Consider the following 18,349-nt stretch of genomic DNA (forward strand, 5'->3'; position numbering starts at 1 on the left):
ACGTGCTTGAGTCAATGCAGTAAGTTCTGTTGGGGTGATGAGGCCATTGGCATTTGCATCGATCAGCGCTTGTTCTGCCGCAGCGTATGCTGCTTCAGCCGCCTCTACTGCTGCTTCGGCATCTGCCAATACTTGTTCGTACTCATCTGCTACGCCATCTTCGTTTTCATCATTTACTGTTGGTAAGGTGATGTCGACTAGATCATTTAAACGACCTTGTAGCGCATCTTTTTCTGCTTGTACTGCCTCAGGTAACGCTGTCACTTTTGTTTGTGCTTCTGTTTTCGCAGCAAGTGCATCATCACGTGCTTGAGTCAGCTCAGCAAGTTCTGTTGGGGTGATTAAACCATCTGATTCCGCATCTGCTAGTGCTTGCTCTGCCTCAGCATATGCTGCTTCAGCCGCCTCTACTGCCTCTGTTGCTTCTTCAAGTGTAATATCTTCGCCGTCTGGTACGCCATCACCATCTGCATCATTGACTTCAGGTAAGTCAATATTTACAAGAGCATCTAGACGATCTTGTAAACCATCTTTAATCGCTCCATTTGGCAATACATTTACCTTATCTTGAGCAACTTCTTTTGCATCAAGTGCAGCCTGTACTTTCTGTTCAAGAATACTGAGTTCAAGCGGGTTAATTAAGCCATCTTTTTGAGCCAAAGCTAAATTATTAAGAGCTTCAGCATATTTAGCTTCAGCTTCTTCTACAGCTGACTGCGCTTCCTGAATCGCTTCTGGTAAGCCATCTACAATGCCATCACCATCTGCGTCATTTACTTCAGGCAAACTTATGTCAGTCAGATCATCTAATCGATTTTGAAAGGCATCTTTCTGTTCCTGAACAGATTCAGGTAGAGCATTTACTTTACTTTGAGCAGTTGACTTAGCAATTTGTGCCTGCTCTAAAGCATTCTGTAAAGCATTAAGCTCTGTTGGATTAATTAATCCATCACGATTTGCAACAGTTAAAGCATTTTCAGCAGCTGCATACTTTGCTTCAGCCTCCGCAACAGCCAACTCTGCTTCAATGAGTGCTTCAGCGATATCATCTACGATACCATCATCATTTTCATCATTAATTTCAGGTAGGATGATATCTACTAAATCTTCAAGACGTTCCTGCAAAGCATCTTTTTGAGATTGAACTGATTCTGGTAATAAATTTGTTTTAGTTTCTGCTAAGGCTTTGGCACTCTCGAAAGCCTCTTTAGCTTGATCTAATTCCGCTCTTTCAGCAGGTGTAATCAGGCCGTTTTCATTCTTCTCTAAAATTAAATCTTTTAATGCTTCGTACGCTTGTTCAGCATTGGCTACAGCTTCTTCAGCATCTAGTAAAGCTTGCTCGAGATCATCTGGTACACCATCACCATTTTGATCATTAATTGCTGGCAACTCTTCATCAACCAAATCATCTAGTCGATCTTGTAAATCAGATTTTGCCTCGCCATCTACCAAGTTATCGACTTTATCTTGAGCAGCATCTTTAGCATCCTTTGCATCTTGTAATGCTTCCTCTAATTCAGCTTTTTCCTCAGGAGTAATTAACCCATCATTTAATTTATCTTCAATCAAATCTTTAAGATCTTGATAAGCTTTCTCTGCATCATTAACCAGCTGTTTTGCTTCTTCTAATTCATCGTTAATTGGTGGTTCTGGTTCCGGCGATACAGAATTAGATTTTTTATCAGAATCACTCATATTATCTGCAATAGCAACTACTCCAGCAGCTAATCCCCCTGCAATTAACCATGGAGTTAACCCTGTCAAAACTGTACTTGAGTTTCCAGCGATAAGTGCTGAAATATCATCAATTGGATAATATTTAATAGTCGAAGCTATTTCATTGGCAGCATCTGTGAACTCAACCCAATAAAGCTGACCATTGTCATTAAATAAAATATTATGACTATTTAAGGGATCGTCAAAATAACTTTCTACAACTAATTGTTCGCCATTTTTAAAATTAATAACTAAAGAATTTCCTTCTTTCTGAAAGTTTAAGACCTCTTCGATTGATGCATCAATTTTCACAATTGAGTTCTGGTTTAATACGATTTTATTAGCAGTAGTCTTTTCTAAAACCGCCCCATCGTTTTTTGATAATATTTCTAAATTTTTCATGACGTCACCCAGTATTATTAAGATATTCTTTAACCCTCTATTTTTTTATCAGATTGAGAATCAATGTAAACGTCATAAAAAGTCAGTTGAAAATCAACAAAAATTCATAGTTAAAAAAATTTTTTTACACCCCATTCGAGATTCTTAAAGCAATGTTTTTATTGAGAATATTTAAATTTATACAAAGTCACTTTTTATAAATTAATAGTGAAAAACATCTCATAATTTATTATTTTATATAAGTGAGACATAAAATTTTTAAATATTGCAAAAAAATACCAGAAACAAAATTACACTATTAATTAATTAAAGTTACATAATAAAACCTAATGAAACAATATTTTATCTCCTGAAACAAATTAAATTTTATTTATTTTCAAACACTTATTTTTACTAATTTATTTTTTCTATATAAAACATAATGTTAGAATTAATGAGTTTATTTCAATTTTTTTATTCTTATTACTTCGAAATAACTTAAAAAATGGCCAAAAACACCATTGCAATGTGGAAGTTAAAATATATTTATAGAAATTTTCCAGCCGTTAAAATATTGTTTTATATTGATAATTTAAAAATCAGTTTTAAGTTATTAAGTTACTTTAAAATCAAAAACCGAGATTTAAATCTCGGTCTTTTAGATTCATTGATATTTTAGTTTGGAATTCTTAGAACCTGTCCCGGGAAAATATCATCTACATTTTTAAGTAATGGTCGGTTTGCTTCAAAAATTTTGTTGTACTGATTTGCATCACCATAAAACTCTTTAGAAATTTTTGAAAGATTATCCCCTGATTTTACTGTATAGAATTTACTTTCAGGCTCTGGAGATGAAACAGTAAGTTGGTCATCGACTTGAGCAACATGATCAATATTTCCCACAGCCAAGATGATCTTTTCACGATCTGCTTGAGTTTGCACTTGTCCTTTTACAGTCGCTAAATCACTGCTTGCATTATAAGTCACAGACAGTCCTGTTACTGGTAAGCCAAGTGATTTAATATGCCCCAATAATTTATTCGCAATTTCTTGAGCAGATGGCTCTGCTGGCGTTGCTGGTGTAGCTTGTTGCTCAGCTGGTGCGGTATTTTTTTTCCCAATACCTCTCACAAAATCAAAAAGACCCATTGTTATTCTCCTATTGTTATTTCAGTTTGGTGATCAAATAATTTAGATCCCTTAATTTTTATACAGAAGAACTATACCTAACGCAGTTATCTTTCTTAAACTTAAGGTAACTTAATGTAATATTGCAATTTAATCCTTAATAAAAAAAAGCCACCATAAAGGTAGCTTTTAAGTTCGAAAAGAACTGAATCTGATGATTAAGCTAATTTCTTAGTTACATAATCGATAGCAGATTGAACAGTTGTAATTTCGTTAGAGTCTTCATCAGGAATAGTAATGTCGAAATCATTTTCGAAAGACATTACAAGCTCAACTAGATCTAGAGAGTCAGCACCTAAGTCATCCATGAAAGATGCTTCGTTTTTAATCTCTTCAGCTTTTAAGCCAAGTTGTTCAGCTACTGCTTGTTTGATACGTTGTTCGATATCGCTCACAGGAATTCTCCTCATTGCTTGTGGCGGCGTATAATGCCTATAGTTTAATTGAATCTTGATATATTTGAAAGTTTATACATCGCATTACGCCATGTATAAACCGCCATTCACGTGTAATACCGTACCAGTAATGTAACTTGCTTTATCAGAAGCAAGGAAACTTACTGCATTTGCGATATCTTGAGGCTGACCAAAACGGTTCAATGCCACTTGATCACTCATTTTTTTCTGAATTTCATCACTTAACTGTTCAGTCATCTCAGTTGCAATAAATCCAGGCGCGATACTATTGACAGTAATTTGACGACTGCCCATTTCTTTAGCCAAACTCCGGCTAAAAGCTTCAATCCCAGCCTTCGCAGCTGAATAATTTGCTTGACCTGGATTTGCAAAATGCGCAACGACAGAACTAATATTGATAATTCGTCCAAATCTCGCTTTCGTCATACCTTTCAATACACGTTTAGAGAGACGGAACACTGCTTTAAGATGAATATTTTGGATATCATCCCAATCATCTTCAGACATACGAAGCAGTAGATTATCTTTTGTGATACCTGCATTATTCACAAGAACAAGTACAGGACCAAAACTTTGTTCAATATCTGTAATGAGTGCATCAATTGCAGCTCCATCACGAACATCGAGTACTTTTCCTGCACCATGTTCAGCAAATTGTGTAGATAATTTTTCAGCACCAGAATCAGATGTAGCCGTACCTACAACAAAAAAGCCATCTTCGATCAGCTGTTGTGCAATCGCAGCACCAATACCACGGCTTGCACCTGTCACTAACGCGACTTTACGTTCCTGCGTCATGCAATTTTCCCTTCTGCAACTAATACAGTATTTAAAGCATCTTCTAAACGAGATTTAGTATCTAAAGGCAATGCTTTTTCAACATGTGCTAGACGTTTTGCTAAATTTGTTAATACATTCCCAGGACCACATTCAACAACATAGCTCACATCTTGATCAGCCAATACTTGAAGTGTTTTAGTCCATTGGACAGACTCATAAAGTTGTGATGTCAACGCTGTACGCAATTCATCAACACTGTCAGCCACTTGTGCATTGACATTTTGAATCACTGGAATGCGAGGTAATTGAATATCAACATCTGCTAAAGCTTTGGCAAACTCTGCTGCCGCTGGCTTCATTAATGAACAATGTGATGGTACTGATACTGGTAACGCAATTGCTTTTGCACCTTGCTCTTTTACCAAAGCCATTAACGCTTCAACTCGTGCAGTATCACCTGCCACCACAACTTGACCCTGTGCATTATAGTTTGCAGCATCCACCGAACCCTCACCTTGAGCGGTGACTTGAGCACACAGTTCTACAACCTTAGCATCATCAAGACCAAGAATCGCAGCCATAGCACCTTGACCCTGAGGGACAGCATCTTGCATCAACTTACCGCGTAAGTTCACCAATTTAACTGCATCTTTTAAGCTTAAAGATTCTGCAGCAACCAATGCACTGTATTCACCCAGTGAATGTCCCGCTAAATATTTAGGAACGACACCACCAAGCTCTAACCATACACGCCATAAAGCAATGCTTGCTGTGAGCAGTACTGGTTGTGTAAATTCAGTTTGGTTTAACCTTTCACCACTTTGCGCAATGTGCCATAAATCAAAGCCGAGTGCTTCAGAAGCTTCAGCAAACGTTTCTTGCACACTACTAAACTGTTCTGCAAGCTCCGCTAACATTCCTGCTTTTTGAGAACCCTGTCCAGGAAAAACAAATGCAGTTTTGGTCGCAAGAACGGCTTGCTCGAGGCGTTTAGCAGACATATAAAAATCCTTTATTCAGAGCTTGACTATTCAATTTTGATTCATTTCGATCATCTTGAACATCAAACTCAAGTCTTAACTGATTTGATGGAGCGAAATTTATCATTAAAAAAAAGCTTTGGTAATTGCCAAATACAACAAAAAATAGAAATAAAAAAAGGGAGCTTACGCTCCCATTTTTTCTACTAAGCTTGACGCTTAATACAACACCAATTATTCAGCATCAGCTGCTTTAGCGAATAATTGGCGACCACGGTAGACACCATCTTTAGTTACGTGGTGACGACGGTGAGTTTCACCAGTCGTTTGGTCTACTGTTAATGCATTCTCGGTTAAAGCGTCATGTGAACGGCGCATGTCACGGCGAGAGCGACTTTTACGGTTTTGCTGAACGGCCATGATGGCTCCTTACAAAGATCGAAAAAATGGATCAGAACAAATTCGATTGTCTTATACCTAAGAGTATAACACAAAAATTAGTTAAGTTTACCCTTCAAAGCTGCCAAAACACCAAACGGATTATCTCGTTTTTCTTCAACAACTTCTTCTTGGGCAGGTTGATGCTTATGCTCACAAGACTCATGTCTTGGTGACAAAGGAATCAACAATAACAATTCATCTTCTATGAGAGAAAGTAAATCAGCGGTTGCAGGTGCATCAAAAGAACCTTTTGTCGTTGCTTCACTCTCACCTAAGACGATGAAATCAGCATCCTCATCCAAGCGCTCTATCAGTGACTCATCATCGACTAAAGCCAGATGAAAGTCCAATTCGAGAGGTAATTCAACAGTATCCAAACAACGTTGGCATTCCATTGGAACCTTCGTTTCAACACTACCATCAAGCCAAACGATACGATGATACGCATCCATTGATAGCTTACAGTCTATGTTGATCAATTGATTATCAATTGACCCAACAGCTTCACGGGATATACGAACAAAGCGCGACAATGGCAGTGTACCTGACCATGTGAAGCCCTGTTCAGCCCATTTAAACGGCTCAATCTGTGCCGGAAAGGTATTTGCTGACATAATTAAGGCGGCAATTCTACAAATTCATAAGTACTCTGTCAAAGATTAAGATACAATTTTGCACTTATTCAGACAGATCATTTGGGTTAATCAAGTCATGCATCAGTTGCAGCCGCAACCTGAAGTCACAACTTCATTACAGTTACACTATCCTTCGACCTCAAATTTGACCGATCACTTAGACCGCGTGCAACTCGCACCTTGGGTAAATCTGCAAACAGAAGCTCAACAGGTAGACTGGCTTATCTTACACTTTAATCATTGGTTTTCCCACTTAAATGTCACATTAGTCAAAGGCGACTTTGAACCTGAATACTTCCCTGCCTCAGACCAACAACCCGCTCGCATCCAATTCGCACATGGATTTTTCAATAGTGCTTTACATGAAATAAGTCATTGGACAATCGCAGGAGATCATCGTCGTACTCTTCCTGATCTTGGCTACTGGTATGCACCAGATGGTCGAACCGCTGAACAACAAGCCCTATTTGAACAAGTCGAAATTAAACCTCAAGCAATAGAATGGATGTTTGCCACAGCCTTTGGTCGAAAATTCCGCGTTTCTCTGGACAATTTAACGGGTGAAGGTGGTGATGGACAGTCTTTTAAAGACAATGTTTATGCTCAAGTACAGCGCTATTTTTCAGGTGACGCTCAGCTTCCAAGAGATGCTCAACACTTTATTCAGTGCATCTGTAAGTGTCTCAGAAGTGGCAAAACATTACATTTGGATGAATTTTCTCGTGCATCGCTAGATTAAGTCTAGTAAATATATATTCATGACATTGAAGTGAATGTCTATGCACGCAATAATACGAAAAAATAATCAGGAGAAAATAAAATGCTTCATTTAAGAGTACATCCTGACAATCCACAATCTCGACTTATTACTCAAGCAGTAGAAAGAATACGTGCAGGCGATGTCGTGGTTTATCCAACAGATGCGGCCTATGCCATCGGATGCCAAATTGGTAATAAGCAAGCAATGGAACGAATTGCTCAAATCCGTGATCTTGGTGCTAAGCATCAATATGCGATCTTATGTGCGGATCTCTCAGATATTGCAACGTATGCAAAAGTGGATAATGCAACTTATCGTCTGCTTAAAAATAATACACCTGCGATTACCACCTTTATTTTGCAAGCGACAAGTGAAGTCCCTCGTCGCTTGATGCACCCCAAAAAGAAAACCATTGGTTTACGTGTACCGAGCAACCCAGTCTGTCAAATGCTTCTTAAAGAGCTGGGGGAACCTTTACTCACCAGCACCCTGATTCTTCCAGGTCAAACTGAGCCTTTGGATGATCCATATGAAATAGAACAACAATTAAGTAAAAGAATTGATGTTTTTATTGATAGTGGACTTGGTACATTAACCACAACAAGTATTGTTGATCTCTCAGGAAGTCAACCTGAAATTATCCGCCGTGGCGTGGGTGATGTGAGTGCTTTTGAGTAAAATGCCTCACCATTCATCTCGCTTTATTTAATTTACGCTGATTTTTCGTTATAAAATGCTTGGAGGGTCTTTATTTGTTGACCCTCTTGCGTAAAGTTGCTTGGTTCAAGCCAAGCTAAATAACTTTCTTTTAAAGTCAGCCACTCTTCATCCAACATTGAAAACCAAAGCGTGTTTCGGTTTCTTCCCTTGACCACTTTATGTTGTCTAAACATTCCTTCATATTGAAAACCGAATCGTAGTGCGGCTTTTTTGGAAGCTAAGTTCAACTCATGACACTTCCACTCTATACGCCTAAATCCTAAAGTAAAACACTCATTCAACAGTAAAAATAATACATCTGTAGCAGCTCTAGACCGTTTTAAATCTGCTGAGAAGTATACATTCCCAATTTCAACCACTCCATCATCCAACCCGATATTCATCAATGCGATCCACCCCACTGGTTTTTTCGCTATGCGAATAACATAATAAATATTCCCCTGTGTACCAAATTGTGATGAGAGTTTATATGACAAGTCTTCAATCGAAGTTGGCGCTTCGTAAGGCAAATAGGTAAAGCTTGAAATAAACTCATCTGTAATCTTGAGTGGGAATAGATCTCTTGCAAGCTCTTCAATATTTTGAATTAAATTTAAGGGATATAAATTTACATACGTTCCACTCAACGCTTTGAATGAGTCTATAGGGTGAGTATTTGAGTGAACTTTTATACCTACACTTTGTTCATATACATTTTGTTCTACTTTTTGAAAATTATTCATACTGTTTTACTTCTCGTCGAATACACGCTAACAATGAATACCAGTTTACATTTATCAATTAAAACACTAAATACATCTATATAACCTTAAAAAATACTACCTATTTATTTCAAATTTTTTATCGTAAAACTGCGGATAAAGATATATTCAGCACTCGATTTAATTTAGAATACCCATATTGTTTTTATGCTATTCGAATCACTGTCCTTTTACTGATTTCGATATGTGATCTCCTGAATCGCCCAACATGCTTTTGAAAATTCGCGTGGCTAATAATTGTAATGACTCAAGCTATCCATAATCCCATGGACGCACTTCCACACATCCGTGTTTTAGATGAGTGGCAAGATACGATTCCTGAAGATTTATATATACCGCCTGCAGCATTCGAAATTCTATTAGAACATTTCGAAGGACCACTCGACTTTTTAATTTACCTCATCCAAAAAAACGGTTTCGATCTACTTCAGCTCGATATAGCTCCGATTGCAACGCAATATTTGTCATATATTGACAGTATGAAGTCACTCAATATTGAGTTGACCGCAGATTATATGGTGATGGCGGCTTTATTAGCAGATTTAAAATCACGCTTACTGCTGCCTAAACCTAAATCAATTCAAATTGAAAAAGATCCAAAACAAGAATTAATAGATCGTTTAGAGACATATTTAAGGATCAAGCAAGCTGCTGAGCGTCTCGGTCAAATGCCTATTTTGGACCGTGATACTTTTCTACCCAACGTTAGCCTTGGACAAATTAATACAGTAAATGAAGGTTATGAAGCCTCTCTTCTGCGCGATGCTATGTTTTGTATTTTTAATCGCCCAGAGCCTGTTACACACCAGATTACTCAAGAACCTGTTTTGCTTGAAGAACGTATTGCCTATATTGAACAGATGACAAAATCAGGTGAGGTTTTGAAATTTGATCAACTTTTAAAACCAAGTCAAGGTCGTATGGGGTTAGTGGTGACGTTTATGGCAATATTAGAGCTAACACGTCAGCAAAAAGTTCAAATTATTGCATCAGGTATTGAAGCCCCGCTGGCAATTCAAGGGGTAATGATATGACCATTGATCAATCAAACTCCTTTCAAGTTGATGAGTTACACCACGAAGTGCTCATGCAGCTCGAAGCTATTATTTTTGCCAGTGAAGCGCCTGTTTCTATTGCACGCTTAAAAGAGGCATTTCAAAACCAATTTTCCAAACAACAACTGCGCGCCTATTTACAACAGCTTGCAGTGTTACAACACGGTCGTTCAATTGAGCTGACTGAAACAGCTCAAGGTTTTCGCTTTCAAGTTCGTGCTAAGTATCGACAAGTGATTACACAAACTTGGCCAGAACGTCCAACTAAATTATCACCATCATTGTTAGAAACTCTAGCAGTGATTGCTTATCATCAGCCCGTTACCCGAGCCGATATTGAGCAAATTCGAGGAGTCACGAATAACAGTCAGCAACTCAGAACGTTATTCGATTGGAACTGGATTAAAGAGTCCGGTTTCCGGGAACTTCCAGGAAGACCCGCGTTGTTGGTTACAACGCCACAATTTTTAAATGCTTTTGGTTTAAGTGATTTAAATCAACTGCCTCCCCTACAGGATGCCAAGGAAGCTTTTATGGCATTGGATGCTCACGCACCCAAGTCGTAAATAGGTGAACTGTTGATGATTATTTCTAAGGTTATGCTGTTATGAGTGAAAAATTGCAAAAGGTATTGGCACGTGTAGGTTTGGGTTCTCGCCGCTATATGGAAGAAGTCATTGCTGCCGGTCGTGTTAGTGTCAACGGTCAAGTTGCTCAAGTAGGTGAACGTATCGAACCAACCGATGAGCTTCGTATCGATGGTCGTAAAGTACAGTTCCAAATTGAAGATGAAATTCGTCGTCGTGTATTGATTTACTACAAACCTGAAGGTGAAATCTGTTCACGTAACGACCCTGAAAATCGCCCAACTGTATTTGATCAATTACCATCAATTCCGGGTGATCGTTGGGTCATGGTTGGTCGTTTAGATATCAACTCAACAGGATTATTACTTTTCACAAACGATGGCGAGCTTGCAAACCGCTTAATGCATCCATCTAGTGAAATTGAACGCGAATATGCTGTACGTGTGATGGGTGAAGTGACCCCTCAACTGAAAAAGAACATGACAGATGGTGTCATGCTCGATGATGGTCCAGCAAAATTTGAGTCATTCTCTGAAATTGGTGGTGAAGGGATTAACCGTTGGTATCAAGTGGTTGTAAAAGAAGGACGTAACCGTGAAGTACGCCGTATCTTTGAATCACAAGGTCTAAAAGTCAGCCGTCTATTACGTACACGTTATGGTACAGTCATTCTGCCACGTGAATTACGTACAGGTCGTTGGATTGAACTTGATAAAAATGATATTGATAACTTAACTAAGTCTGTTGAACTCAAACCACGTCAAGGTACTGGTCTTTTCGGTATGGCGAAACGCCGCAATGAACGTATGCAAGAGAAACCACTTGCAGCACGTCGTGGTGGTTATTTACGCCAACAACGCCGTGACGAAGGCGAGCATCAAGAACCACGCCGTGACTTCCGTCAAGGTGGTGCTGATCAAAGCCGCAGCGATAATCGATTTAACAATCGCGCACCGCGTCAAGAAGGCTTTGAGAATCGATTCAACAATCGTGCCCCTCGCACTGAAAATCAGGATTTCCGCAATAAACGTCCTGAAAACAAAGGTGAAGTAAACGGCAATTCTGTTGATTACAAACCACGTAATGAAAATAAATTTGGTCAACGCAAACCTTTTGGTATTAACAAAGGCTTTAAGAAGTTCTAATTTTTTAAATCCCTAAAAAAAACCGCTCAATAGAGCGGTTTTTTTCATTTATTCAATAACAGGAATATCAATCCATTTAGCAGATGGAAAATGTTGCGATAAATACTTTTTTAAGTAGGCAGATGTATCACGTGAAATAAGCTCATCGTCAGATTCAGCATTCAAATTATATGCTAGAGCATATAACTCAAGCCCACGATGCTTCAGTGCCTCTAAGCTCAACAAAGTATGGTTGATGCTTCCCAAACGCCCCGAACTCACCAAAATTATGGGATATTTTTTATCCACTAAATAATCAATGGTTAAATATTGTGTTGTTAGAGGGACCATCAAGCCACCCGCCCCTTCAAGCAAAACAACTTCATATGAAGAGGACAACTGTTGAGTCGCTTGTTCAATTTTAGCGAAATCAATACTTCGCCCATCTATACGTGTCGCTAAGTGAGGCGATGCAGGATAACTGAAAATTTCAGGCATAGTGAGTTTTTGAGTATCTTCCTCTAACCAACCACATCCCATAATTTCACGATGTTTTTCAATATCTTCAGAAACATCCACATTACCCGTTTGAATTAATTTCTGAGTAATGACATTCCGCCCTTGTTCACGCCAAATTTTTGCCAAATAACCAGTGACGTATGTTTTTCCAATTCCAGTATCAATACCGCTCACAAAGTAGATTTGAGCACTCATGACTTACTCCGTGCGATAAAAAATATAGGGTGATACGTTAAAGGATATACAAGATTCTCTTGCTCATCAGTCGCAATAAATTGTCGGTAACCTAGATAAAACTGATTCAAACTTTCCTTCGTCCAACGAAACCCCTGTGAGGTTGCCGTCACACCTGTGGCCTGTAAATGTTTTAGGACCAATTTTGGGTGCGCGAAGTGTAATTGAGCCAATTGTTGTTCACAGTGCATCACTTCAAATCCGTTCTGCTCTAGTAAGCTTTTAATTTGGCTTTGATCAAAATATTTTAATCCTTGTCCAGTTAAGGATTTAATTTCTTTTAAGTTCTGAGGCCCATAAGTTGAAAAGCAAAAATAACCATTGGGCTTTAAAGCCGAATAAATTTTCTGTATCAATCTTTCAAACTCAGACATCCACTGTAATGCAGAGCTTGAGGCACATAAATCAAGGTCTTTGGGTAACTCAATTTTTTCGACATCACCAATACGCCACTCGACAGGCTGATGATGACTGATGGTATGCTCAACATCAGCATATAAATCATTCAAAATGACTTGATCCATTTTAAAATGATGAAGCATCTCTTGAGTTAGATTTCCAGTTCCACATCCAATTTCAAATACTTTAGCAAGCTCAGAAGATGAAACATAAAGACGCATCAGCTCGCTTAAATGCTTCGCTACATTTTGTTGAATACGTGCCTGATCTGCATAAGTCCAATGCGATTTTGCAAATCGAGTAGCAATCATTTCTTTTTGAATAAATTTGTTCAACATAGAGTCATTCATAATTGTTCTTTCAACCGCTCCAATTCATCTTGATTCAGCTGAGAATTCATACAAATTCTCAAGCGTGAACTTCCTTGTGGAACCGTTGGTGGCCGAACCGGCAAAATATAAAAACCAGATTGTTGTAATTGTTGTGCGCGCTCAAGTGCACGCTGAGAATCACCTAAAATTAAAGGAATAATCTGCGAGCTTGAAGGACATTCGTAACCTTGCTCAAGAATATATTGACGCAGTTGCAGACTCAAATCACTTAAATGAGCACGTTGCTCCTGCATTTTTTTCATTTTATTCCAAATAAAATGCGTCCAAGCCATGTTGATGGGTGGTTGTGCGGTACTAAAAATCAAAGAGCGCATTTTGTTGATTAAATAATCTTTTAAGATTGGATGACACACAATGTATCCACCAACAGATGCGAGTGCTTTCCCGAATGTTCCGACCAAAAAATCGATATCATCTATGACAGCATATTGTTCAGCACAACCGAACCCTTGCTCTCCCCGAACACCAATAGCATGTGCTTCATCAACATATAACATGATTTTACTGAACTGATATTTCAGACTCACCAACGCAGTTAAATCAGTTTCATCACCATCCATACTAAAAATTGATTCAGTTACCACAATGATTCTTTGATACAAGGGATCATCATGATATTGCTCGATCAATTGCTTTAAATGAAGCAGATCATTATGTCGATAACGTATCAGCTTCGCTTTACTTAAGCGAATCCCATCAATCATGCTGGCGTGAATCAATTTATCCGAAAGAATTAAAGTCTGACTATCAGCAATCGCAGGCAAAATACCAATATTCATGTGATAGCCACTGTTGAATAACAGGACTGCCCTTTGATTGAATGATTGACTCATGTCATATTCAAATTGCTCATATTCAGGATAATTTCCTGTGAGTAATCTTGAAGATGAAGAGCTCATTCTTTTTGAATCTACTGAACAATGATCAAAAAATGCTTCTCTTATTTGTAGATCTGATGCAATTCCTAAATAATCATTACTCGATAGATTCAACATTCTTTGTTGCTGAAGCTCAACCCATTTTCCATGCTGAACGATGGATTTAAACTGCCGAAAATTTCCAGTTTGTTTTAATGAGTCTAACTGCTCAGCGTAGTGGTCCAACAGATTCATCTCATTTCCTCTGCAAGTTCCAACACAACACTTACCAACTGCGTTAATAATTCAGTGAGTTCGACATCTGAAATCACAAAAGGCGGCATGACATAAACTAATTTTCCAAAAGGACGAATCCACACGCCTCGTTCTACGAAACGCTGTTGCAGCGTTTTCATATCAACATTTTGTTTAAGCTCAACAACACCGATAGCACCGAGCACACGAACATCTTGAATATGCGCTTGATCATCTAATCTATGTAAATAATGTTTTAGAATTTGCTCTATTCTTTGAATATTGGACTGCCAATCTTGTGACAATAAAAGCTCAGTACTCTTTAAGGCGACAGCACAAGCCAAGGGGTTCGCCATAAATGTAGGTCCATGCATAAATACGCCAGCTTCACCAGAGCTGATCACTTCAGCGACATGTCGTGTGGTCAGTGTTGCAGATAAAGTCATATACCCACCGGTCAGCGCCTTACCAATACACATGATGTCTGGTTCAACTTGAGCGTGTTCCCAAGCAAATAATTTACCTGTTCGTCCAAACCCCGTGGCAATTTCATCAAATATCATTAACACCTGATATTGATCGCATAGCCTCTTGGCTTCGCGTAAATATTCAGGATGATAGAAACGCATGCCTCCAGCACCTTGCACAATCGGCTCAATAATCATGGCAGCGATAGTGGCATGATGGTTTTTTAAAGTTTCTGCCAATACAAGAATATCTGCTGGATTCCAATCTTCATCAAATCGAGTCTGCGGTGCAGGAACAAAATAACGAGAAGGTAAACTAGAACCAAAGACCTGATGCATCCCAGTGACTGGATCACATACTGACATTGCATTCCATGTATCACCATGGTAACCAGAACGCGTCGTGATAAAACTGGTTTTATCTTTCTTATTTTGTGCGGTCCAATATTGAACTGCCATCTTTAGTGCGACTTCAACAGCGACAGAACCTGAGTCCGCATAGAATATTTTATCTAATTGAGGTGGTGTAATTTTTAATAATGCCTTCCCTAATTCAATCGCAGGATCATGAGTAAGCCCACCAAACATAATGTGTGACATGTGCTGCAATTGATCCGACACAGCTTGATTAAGTTGAGGATGGTTATATCCGTGAATGGCACACCACCAAGATGACATACCATCAATGAGTTGACGGCCATCTTCAAGTTCAATCATCACCCCTGTAGCCTTTTTTACTTTATATGTCGGCAGTGGGTTTAACATCGAAGTATAAGGGTGCCATAAGTGTGCTAAATCGAATTCGTCAACCATCCTGGAAGAATTTCCTTATTAATCTAAACAGAGCATAACGCGAATTATTTTTGTTATGAATTGCCTGATTAGACAATATTCATCAGGATTTCTCATTCTTTCTTAGATATTGAACGATTTTGTCACTTAGTTGTGTAGCTCTAAAAATTGAAAAGCAGTGAGAGCCTGGGATAATTTCGAATTTAAAAAACTTTGCATCTATCTTTCGGATATTATCTAGAACTTTGTTACTAACTAATCCATCATCATCAGCAAATACATGTAATTGTTTTCCGACATAATTTTTCAATATCTCGACAGTATTAAGATGATATAGTAAATCCAAGCCCTGCTTTTTTAAATCTAGCTCTTCACTCGTAATTGAATTTTGCAAAGATTGCCAATCTTGCTTAGCAGTTTGGCTTCCCTGTGAGACCAGATAACAAAATCGCTTTAAAGTGGTCATGGGATCATTTTCAAAAGACTCTCTAAAACTTTGAAAAGTAGAAAGCGGCATACCTGTACACCAGCGTTCATTGGCAACGAAGCAAGGATTCGATGCTAAAGTAATTAACGTTTTTGCCTGACCTGAAAGCTCGAAAACCTTTTGGGTGAGCAACGTTGCTAATTGTCCGCCTAAAGACCACCCCATAATGACATCGACTTTTTTGGCTAACTCTACATGTTTAGATAATTCCACAGGGTCGAGTGCATTAAAGATATTAATCAGATCGATTTGAAATCCTGCCATATCCAAAGCAGTTTTTAAATTTTCGAGTGGTTTTGTTCCAAGTCCCCAACCGGTAATTAATAAGATTTTACTCATGATTGCCAATCCTTAGCTGATCGTTTTCGGTCAGTATATAAAGCCAAGCACAATAACTCATTGAGCAAATCATTCAATTTCACTTTGATTTTTAGATAATTATTAAAAATGAGCCAATTCAGGCAAAACTGAGGTATAAAAAAACCCAGCCTTGCTGGGTTTTAACTTACATTTGAGACTGAATATAGTTTTGTAAACCAATTAGTTCAATTAAGCGAAGCTGTTTTTCCAACCAATAGGTATGATCTTCTTCGGTATCCGACATTTGTTGACGCAACATATCACGTGTCACGTAATCGCCTTTTTCCTCACAAAGCTTTACACCTTGCGCTAATTTTTCACGCACTTCGTACTCAAGCTTTAAATCTGCTTTTAAACATGAAACAACGTCTTCACCTACTTCAATATCATCACGACTCATATTCGGTGTGCCTTCCAAGAATAAGACACGGCGAATAATAGCATCAGCATGTTGTGCTTCTTCTTGCATTTCGTGATCGATACGCTCAAAAATCTTAGTGAGACCCCAATCTTCATACATACGTGAATGAATGAGATATTGATCACGAGCAGCCAGTTCACCACCGATCAACATATTTAAGTAATCTACGACTTCTGGATTGCCACGCATTTCAATCACTCCATTCTTTAATAGCAACATTATGAACAATCAGAGCTTATTTTGCAAAAAATATAATGTGTAAGTTTATGATTTTTATATAATTAAAATGAGAAACATACGCATTTGCAGTTTGAATCACTTATTTTTTACTTAAAAAATAACCCCTTGCATACAGTTAAAAAAATTCGAGAGCAGTTTTAAACAAATTTTAGCTCTATTTAATTTTGTAACCAATCGAAGTGACTCTCATTACATTTGAGTTGATGTTGAAAATGATCAAGGACAAATCCTTTTTTTAATTTTAGAATGAATCTATTTGACCATCAGGCAATAACAATGATGACGACTACTGCCCCGATTTTGGTGACAGGTGCAACTGGCTATATTGCTGGTTGGGTAATTAAACAATTATTAGAACAAGGATACACCGTTCACGCCACTGTACGAGACTTAACTAAAAGTTCAAGTTTTCAACATTTAGAACAAATCGCATCTCAAACTTCAGGCGCTTTAAAGTTATTTCAAGCAAATCTCTTAGAAGAAGGTTCGTTTGATGAAGCAATGAAAGACTGTGAAATTGTGATCCATATGGCGTCACCTTTTTTAGTGACTAACTTTAAAGATCCAATCACAGACTTGATTGACCCTGCACTAAAAGGTACGACCAATGTACTGAACAGTGTCAATCGTACAGATACAGTAAAACGTGTCGTTGTCACATCTAGTATTGCTTCAACTTATGGCGATGCAGTGGATATTTTGAAAACTGAGCAGAACCAGTTTGAAGAAAGCCATTGGAATACCACCAGTAGTGCCGAACACCAACCTTATTTTTACTCTAAAGTCGCAGCAGAACGCAAAGCATGGGATATGCAAAAGGCACAATCTCGATGGAATTTAGTGTGTATCAATCCCTCATTGGTTGTTGGACCATCACTCACACCTTCTACACAATCTGGAAGTGTTGAAGTCATTCAACAATTTGGAAATGGCATGACATTATTTGGTGTTCCTCCAATGTGGAATGGTTTAGTCGATGTTCGAGATGTCGCTCATGCGCATATCCAAGCAGCACATCACCCTAAAGCACATGGACGATATATTATTAATGCTAAAACGATGACCCTACTCGAAATGGGTAAAACATTACGACAACATTATGGTGGACGCTATCCTTTCCCACGAATGATTGCTCCCAAGTTTTTATTCAAATTACTCGCTCCTCTGTTTGGCTATACGCGAAAATTCGTTGACTTGAATGTGGGTTACCCCATTTACTTCAATGCTGAGCGTAGTAAGCAAGAATTAGGCATGCAATATCGTGACGTTGAGACAAGTATCGTAGAACATTTTCAACAGCTACTTGACGATGGCATTATCAAAAAACGTGGTTAATATCTAATTACTCGAGAAAAAAGGGCATCTATTGATGCCCTTCG

General features: G+C 38.3%; 20 protein-coding genes. 6 read left to right on the top strand and 14 right to left on the bottom strand.

Features of this window, described 5'->3' with window-relative positions; genetic code table 11:
• From AC1M9K_RS10205 to AC1M9K_RS10235, 7 genes are all read right to left on the bottom strand, one after another.
• The coding region (locus tag AC1M9K_RS10205; protein WP_481589202.1) for a GA-like domain-containing protein at positions 1 to 2,121 on the bottom strand (2,121 nt) is incomplete at its 3' end.
• 654 nt (positions 2,122 to 2,775) lie between these two features.
• On the bottom strand, positions 2,776 to 3,249 hold the full coding sequence (lysM, locus tag AC1M9K_RS10210) for a peptidoglycan-binding protein LysM (RefSeq protein WP_481589203.1): 474 nt from the start codon (positions 3,247 to 3,249) through the stop codon (positions 2,776 to 2,778).
• Between the two features lie 197 nt (positions 3,250 to 3,446).
• Complete coding sequence (gene acpP / locus AC1M9K_RS10215) at positions 3,447 to 3,683, bottom strand: acyl carrier protein (RefSeq protein WP_035269198.1); 237 nt, start codon at positions 3,681 to 3,683, stop codon at positions 3,447 to 3,449.
• 84 nt (positions 3,684 to 3,767) lie between these two features.
• Positions 3,768 to 4,502 (bottom strand): 3-oxoacyl-ACP reductase FabG, encoded by a 735-nt coding sequence (gene fabG / locus AC1M9K_RS10220; RefSeq protein WP_481589204.1) that lies wholly within the window; start codon positions 4,500 to 4,502, stop codon positions 3,768 to 3,770.
• Positions 4,499 to 5,485, bottom strand: coding sequence for an ACP S-malonyltransferase (gene fabD, locus AC1M9K_RS10225; RefSeq protein ID WP_481589205.1), 987 nt, complete (start codon positions 5,483 to 5,485; stop codon positions 4,499 to 4,501). The genes fabG and fabD overlap by 4 nt, the downstream gene beginning before the upstream one ends.
• A 213-nt stretch (positions 5,486 to 5,698) precedes the next feature.
• Positions 5,699 to 5,884: a 50S ribosomal protein L32 gene (rpmF, locus tag AC1M9K_RS10230; RefSeq protein WP_035269206.1), complete on the bottom strand. Its 186-nt coding sequence runs from the start codon at positions 5,882 to 5,884 to the stop codon at positions 5,699 to 5,701.
• A 77-nt stretch (positions 5,885 to 5,961) separates the two neighbouring features.
• Positions 5,962 to 6,519 carry a YceD family protein gene (locus AC1M9K_RS10235; protein ID WP_179999015.1) on the bottom strand — a complete coding sequence of 186 codons (558 nt, stop codon included), beginning with the start codon at positions 6,517 to 6,519 and terminating at the stop codon, positions 5,962 to 5,964.
• A 97-nt stretch (positions 6,520 to 6,616) separates the two neighbouring features.
• On the opposite strand from AC1M9K_RS10235, the gene AC1M9K_RS10240 reads away from it, so the two are divergent.
• Both AC1M9K_RS10240 and AC1M9K_RS10245 read left to right on the top strand, forming a co-directional pair.
• Positions 6,617 to 7,279, top strand: coding sequence for an elongation factor P hydroxylase (locus tag AC1M9K_RS10240; RefSeq protein WP_180028321.1), 663 nt, complete (start codon positions 6,617 to 6,619; stop codon positions 7,277 to 7,279).
• 81 nt (positions 7,280 to 7,360) lie between these two features.
• The gene (locus AC1M9K_RS10245) at positions 7,361 to 7,978 is read left to right on the top strand and encodes an L-threonylcarbamoyladenylate synthase (protein WP_035269212.1); all 618 of its coding nucleotides are present in this window, start codon (positions 7,361 to 7,363) and stop codon (positions 7,976 to 7,978) included.
• Between the two features lie 32 nt (positions 7,979 to 8,010).
• Here the strand turns inward: AC1M9K_RS10245 and AC1M9K_RS10250 are convergent, their stop codons facing one another.
• Complete coding sequence (locus AC1M9K_RS10250) at positions 8,011 to 8,742, bottom strand: GNAT family N-acetyltransferase (RefSeq protein WP_481589206.1); 732 nt, start codon at positions 8,740 to 8,742, stop codon at positions 8,011 to 8,013.
• A gap of 281 nt (positions 8,743 to 9,023) precedes the next feature.
• Between AC1M9K_RS10250 and AC1M9K_RS10255 the strand changes: the two genes are divergently transcribed.
• Genes AC1M9K_RS10255 through rluB form a run of 3 tightly spaced genes read left to right on the top strand, consistent with a single transcriptional unit; the run spans position 9,024 to position 11,568 of the window.
• The gene (locus AC1M9K_RS10255; RefSeq protein ID WP_035269217.1) at positions 9,024 to 9,815 is read left to right on the top strand and encodes a segregation and condensation protein A; all 792 of its coding nucleotides are present in this window, start codon (positions 9,024 to 9,026) and stop codon (positions 9,813 to 9,815) included.
• On the top strand, positions 9,812 to 10,402 hold the full coding sequence (gene scpB / locus AC1M9K_RS10260; RefSeq protein ID WP_481589207.1) for an SMC-Scp complex subunit ScpB: 591 nt from the start codon (positions 9,812 to 9,814) through the stop codon (positions 10,400 to 10,402). The genes AC1M9K_RS10255 and scpB overlap by 4 nt, the downstream gene beginning before the upstream one ends.
• A 41-nt stretch (positions 10,403 to 10,443) precedes the next feature.
• Positions 10,444 to 11,568 carry a 23S rRNA pseudouridine(2605) synthase RluB gene (gene rluB, locus AC1M9K_RS10265; protein WP_481589208.1) on the top strand — a complete coding sequence of 375 codons (1,125 nt, stop codon included), beginning with the start codon at positions 10,444 to 10,446 and terminating at the stop codon, positions 11,566 to 11,568.
• Between the two features lie 48 nt (positions 11,569 to 11,616).
• On the opposite strand, the gene bioD is transcribed toward rluB, so the two are convergent.
• The 6 genes from bioD to ftn form a co-directional block, all read right to left on the bottom strand.
• The gene (gene bioD / locus AC1M9K_RS10270; protein WP_481589209.1) at positions 11,617 to 12,261 is read right to left on the bottom strand and encodes a dethiobiotin synthase; all 645 of its coding nucleotides are present in this window, start codon (positions 12,259 to 12,261) and stop codon (positions 11,617 to 11,619) included.
• Complete coding sequence (bioC, locus tag AC1M9K_RS10275) at positions 12,258 to 13,049, bottom strand: malonyl-ACP O-methyltransferase BioC (RefSeq protein ID WP_228133285.1); 792 nt, start codon at positions 13,047 to 13,049, stop codon at positions 12,258 to 12,260. Before bioC ends, bioD begins: the two co-directional genes overlap by 4 nt.
• Positions 13,046 to 14,203, bottom strand: a complete 1,158-nt coding sequence (locus AC1M9K_RS10280) for an 8-amino-7-oxononanoate synthase (protein WP_481589210.1) — start codon at positions 14,201 to 14,203, stop codon at positions 13,046 to 13,048. The genes bioC and AC1M9K_RS10280 overlap by 4 nt, the downstream gene beginning before the upstream one ends.
• On the bottom strand, positions 14,200 to 15,483 hold the full coding sequence (bioA, locus tag AC1M9K_RS10285) for an adenosylmethionine--8-amino-7-oxononanoate transaminase (protein ID WP_481589211.1): 1,284 nt from the start codon (positions 15,481 to 15,483) through the stop codon (positions 14,200 to 14,202). The genes AC1M9K_RS10280 and bioA overlap by 4 nt, the downstream gene beginning before the upstream one ends.
• 82 nt (positions 15,484 to 15,565) lie before the next feature.
• Complete coding sequence (locus AC1M9K_RS10290; RefSeq protein WP_481589212.1) at positions 15,566 to 16,288, bottom strand: alpha/beta hydrolase family protein; 723 nt, start codon at positions 16,286 to 16,288, stop codon at positions 15,566 to 15,568.
• 166 nt (positions 16,289 to 16,454) lie between these two features.
• Positions 16,455 to 16,919 carry a heteropolymeric bacterioferritin subunit Ftn gene (ftn, locus tag AC1M9K_RS10295; protein ID WP_035269243.1) on the bottom strand — a complete coding sequence of 155 codons (465 nt, stop codon included), beginning with the start codon at positions 16,917 to 16,919 and terminating at the stop codon, positions 16,455 to 16,457.
• Positions 16,920 to 17,240: 321 nt separating this feature from the next.
• Here ftn and AC1M9K_RS10300 point away from each other — a divergent pair, with 321 nt between their 5' ends.
• A complete protein-coding gene (locus AC1M9K_RS10300) occupies positions 17,241 to 18,305 on the top strand; it encodes an NAD-dependent epimerase/dehydratase family protein (protein WP_481589273.1) in 1,065 nt (354 codons plus the stop codon).
• The last annotated feature ends 44 nt before the right edge of the window (positions 18,306 to 18,349 follow it).

The sequence above is a fragment of the Acinetobacter sp. 24-47-67 genome, assembly GCF_056779735.1.

Excerpts from the sequence above, each read along its gene's own strand:
- lysM (WP_481589203.1), bottom strand. The coding sequence starts at position 3,249 with ATGGGTCTTTTTGATTTTGTGAGAGGTATTGGGAAAAAAAATACCGCA.
- fabG (WP_481589204.1), bottom strand. The coding sequence starts at position 4,502 with ATGACGCAGGAACGTAAAGTCGCGTTAGTGACAGGTGCAAGCCGTGGT.
- fabD (WP_481589205.1), bottom strand. The coding sequence starts at position 5,485 with ATGTCTGCTAAACGCCTCGAGCAAGCCGTTCTTGCGACCAAAACTGCA.
- rpmF (WP_035269206.1), bottom strand. The coding sequence starts at position 5,884 with ATGGCCGTTCAGCAAAACCGTAAAAGTCGCTCTCGCCGTGACATGCGC.
- AC1M9K_RS10235 (WP_179999015.1), bottom strand. The coding sequence starts at position 6,519 with ATGTCAGCAAATACCTTTCCGGCACAGATTGAGCCGTTTAAATGGGCT.
- AC1M9K_RS10240 (WP_180028321.1), top strand. The coding sequence starts at position 6,617 with ATGCATCAGTTGCAGCCGCAACCTGAAGTCACAACTTCATTACAGTTA.
- AC1M9K_RS10245 (WP_035269212.1), top strand. The coding sequence starts at position 7,361 with ATGCTTCATTTAAGAGTACATCCTGACAATCCACAATCTCGACTTATT.
- AC1M9K_RS10250 (WP_481589206.1), bottom strand. The coding sequence starts at position 8,742 with ATGAATAATTTTCAAAAAGTAGAACAAAATGTATATGAACAAAGTGTA.
- AC1M9K_RS10255 (WP_035269217.1), top strand. The coding sequence starts at position 9,024 with ATGACTCAAGCTATCCATAATCCCATGGACGCACTTCCACACATCCGT.
- scpB (WP_481589207.1), top strand. The coding sequence starts at position 9,812 with ATGACCATTGATCAATCAAACTCCTTTCAAGTTGATGAGTTACACCAC.
- rluB (WP_481589208.1), top strand. The coding sequence starts at position 10,444 with ATGAGTGAAAAATTGCAAAAGGTATTGGCACGTGTAGGTTTGGGTTCT.
- bioD (WP_481589209.1), bottom strand. The coding sequence starts at position 12,261 with ATGAGTGCTCAAATCTACTTTGTGAGCGGTATTGATACTGGAATTGGA.
- bioC (WP_228133285.1), bottom strand. The coding sequence starts at position 13,049 with ATGAATGACTCTATGTTGAACAAATTTATTCAAAAAGAAATGATTGCT.
- AC1M9K_RS10280 (WP_481589210.1), bottom strand. The coding sequence starts at position 14,203 with ATGAATCTGTTGGACCACTACGCTGAGCAGTTAGACTCATTAAAACAA.
- bioA (WP_481589211.1), bottom strand. The coding sequence starts at position 15,483 with ATGGTTGACGAATTCGATTTAGCACACTTATGGCACCCTTATACTTCG.
- AC1M9K_RS10290 (WP_481589212.1), bottom strand. The coding sequence starts at position 16,288 with ATGAGTAAAATCTTATTAATTACCGGTTGGGGACTTGGAACAAAACCA.
- ftn (WP_035269243.1), bottom strand. The coding sequence starts at position 16,919 with ATGCGTGGCAATCCAGAAGTCGTAGATTACTTAAATATGTTGATCGGT.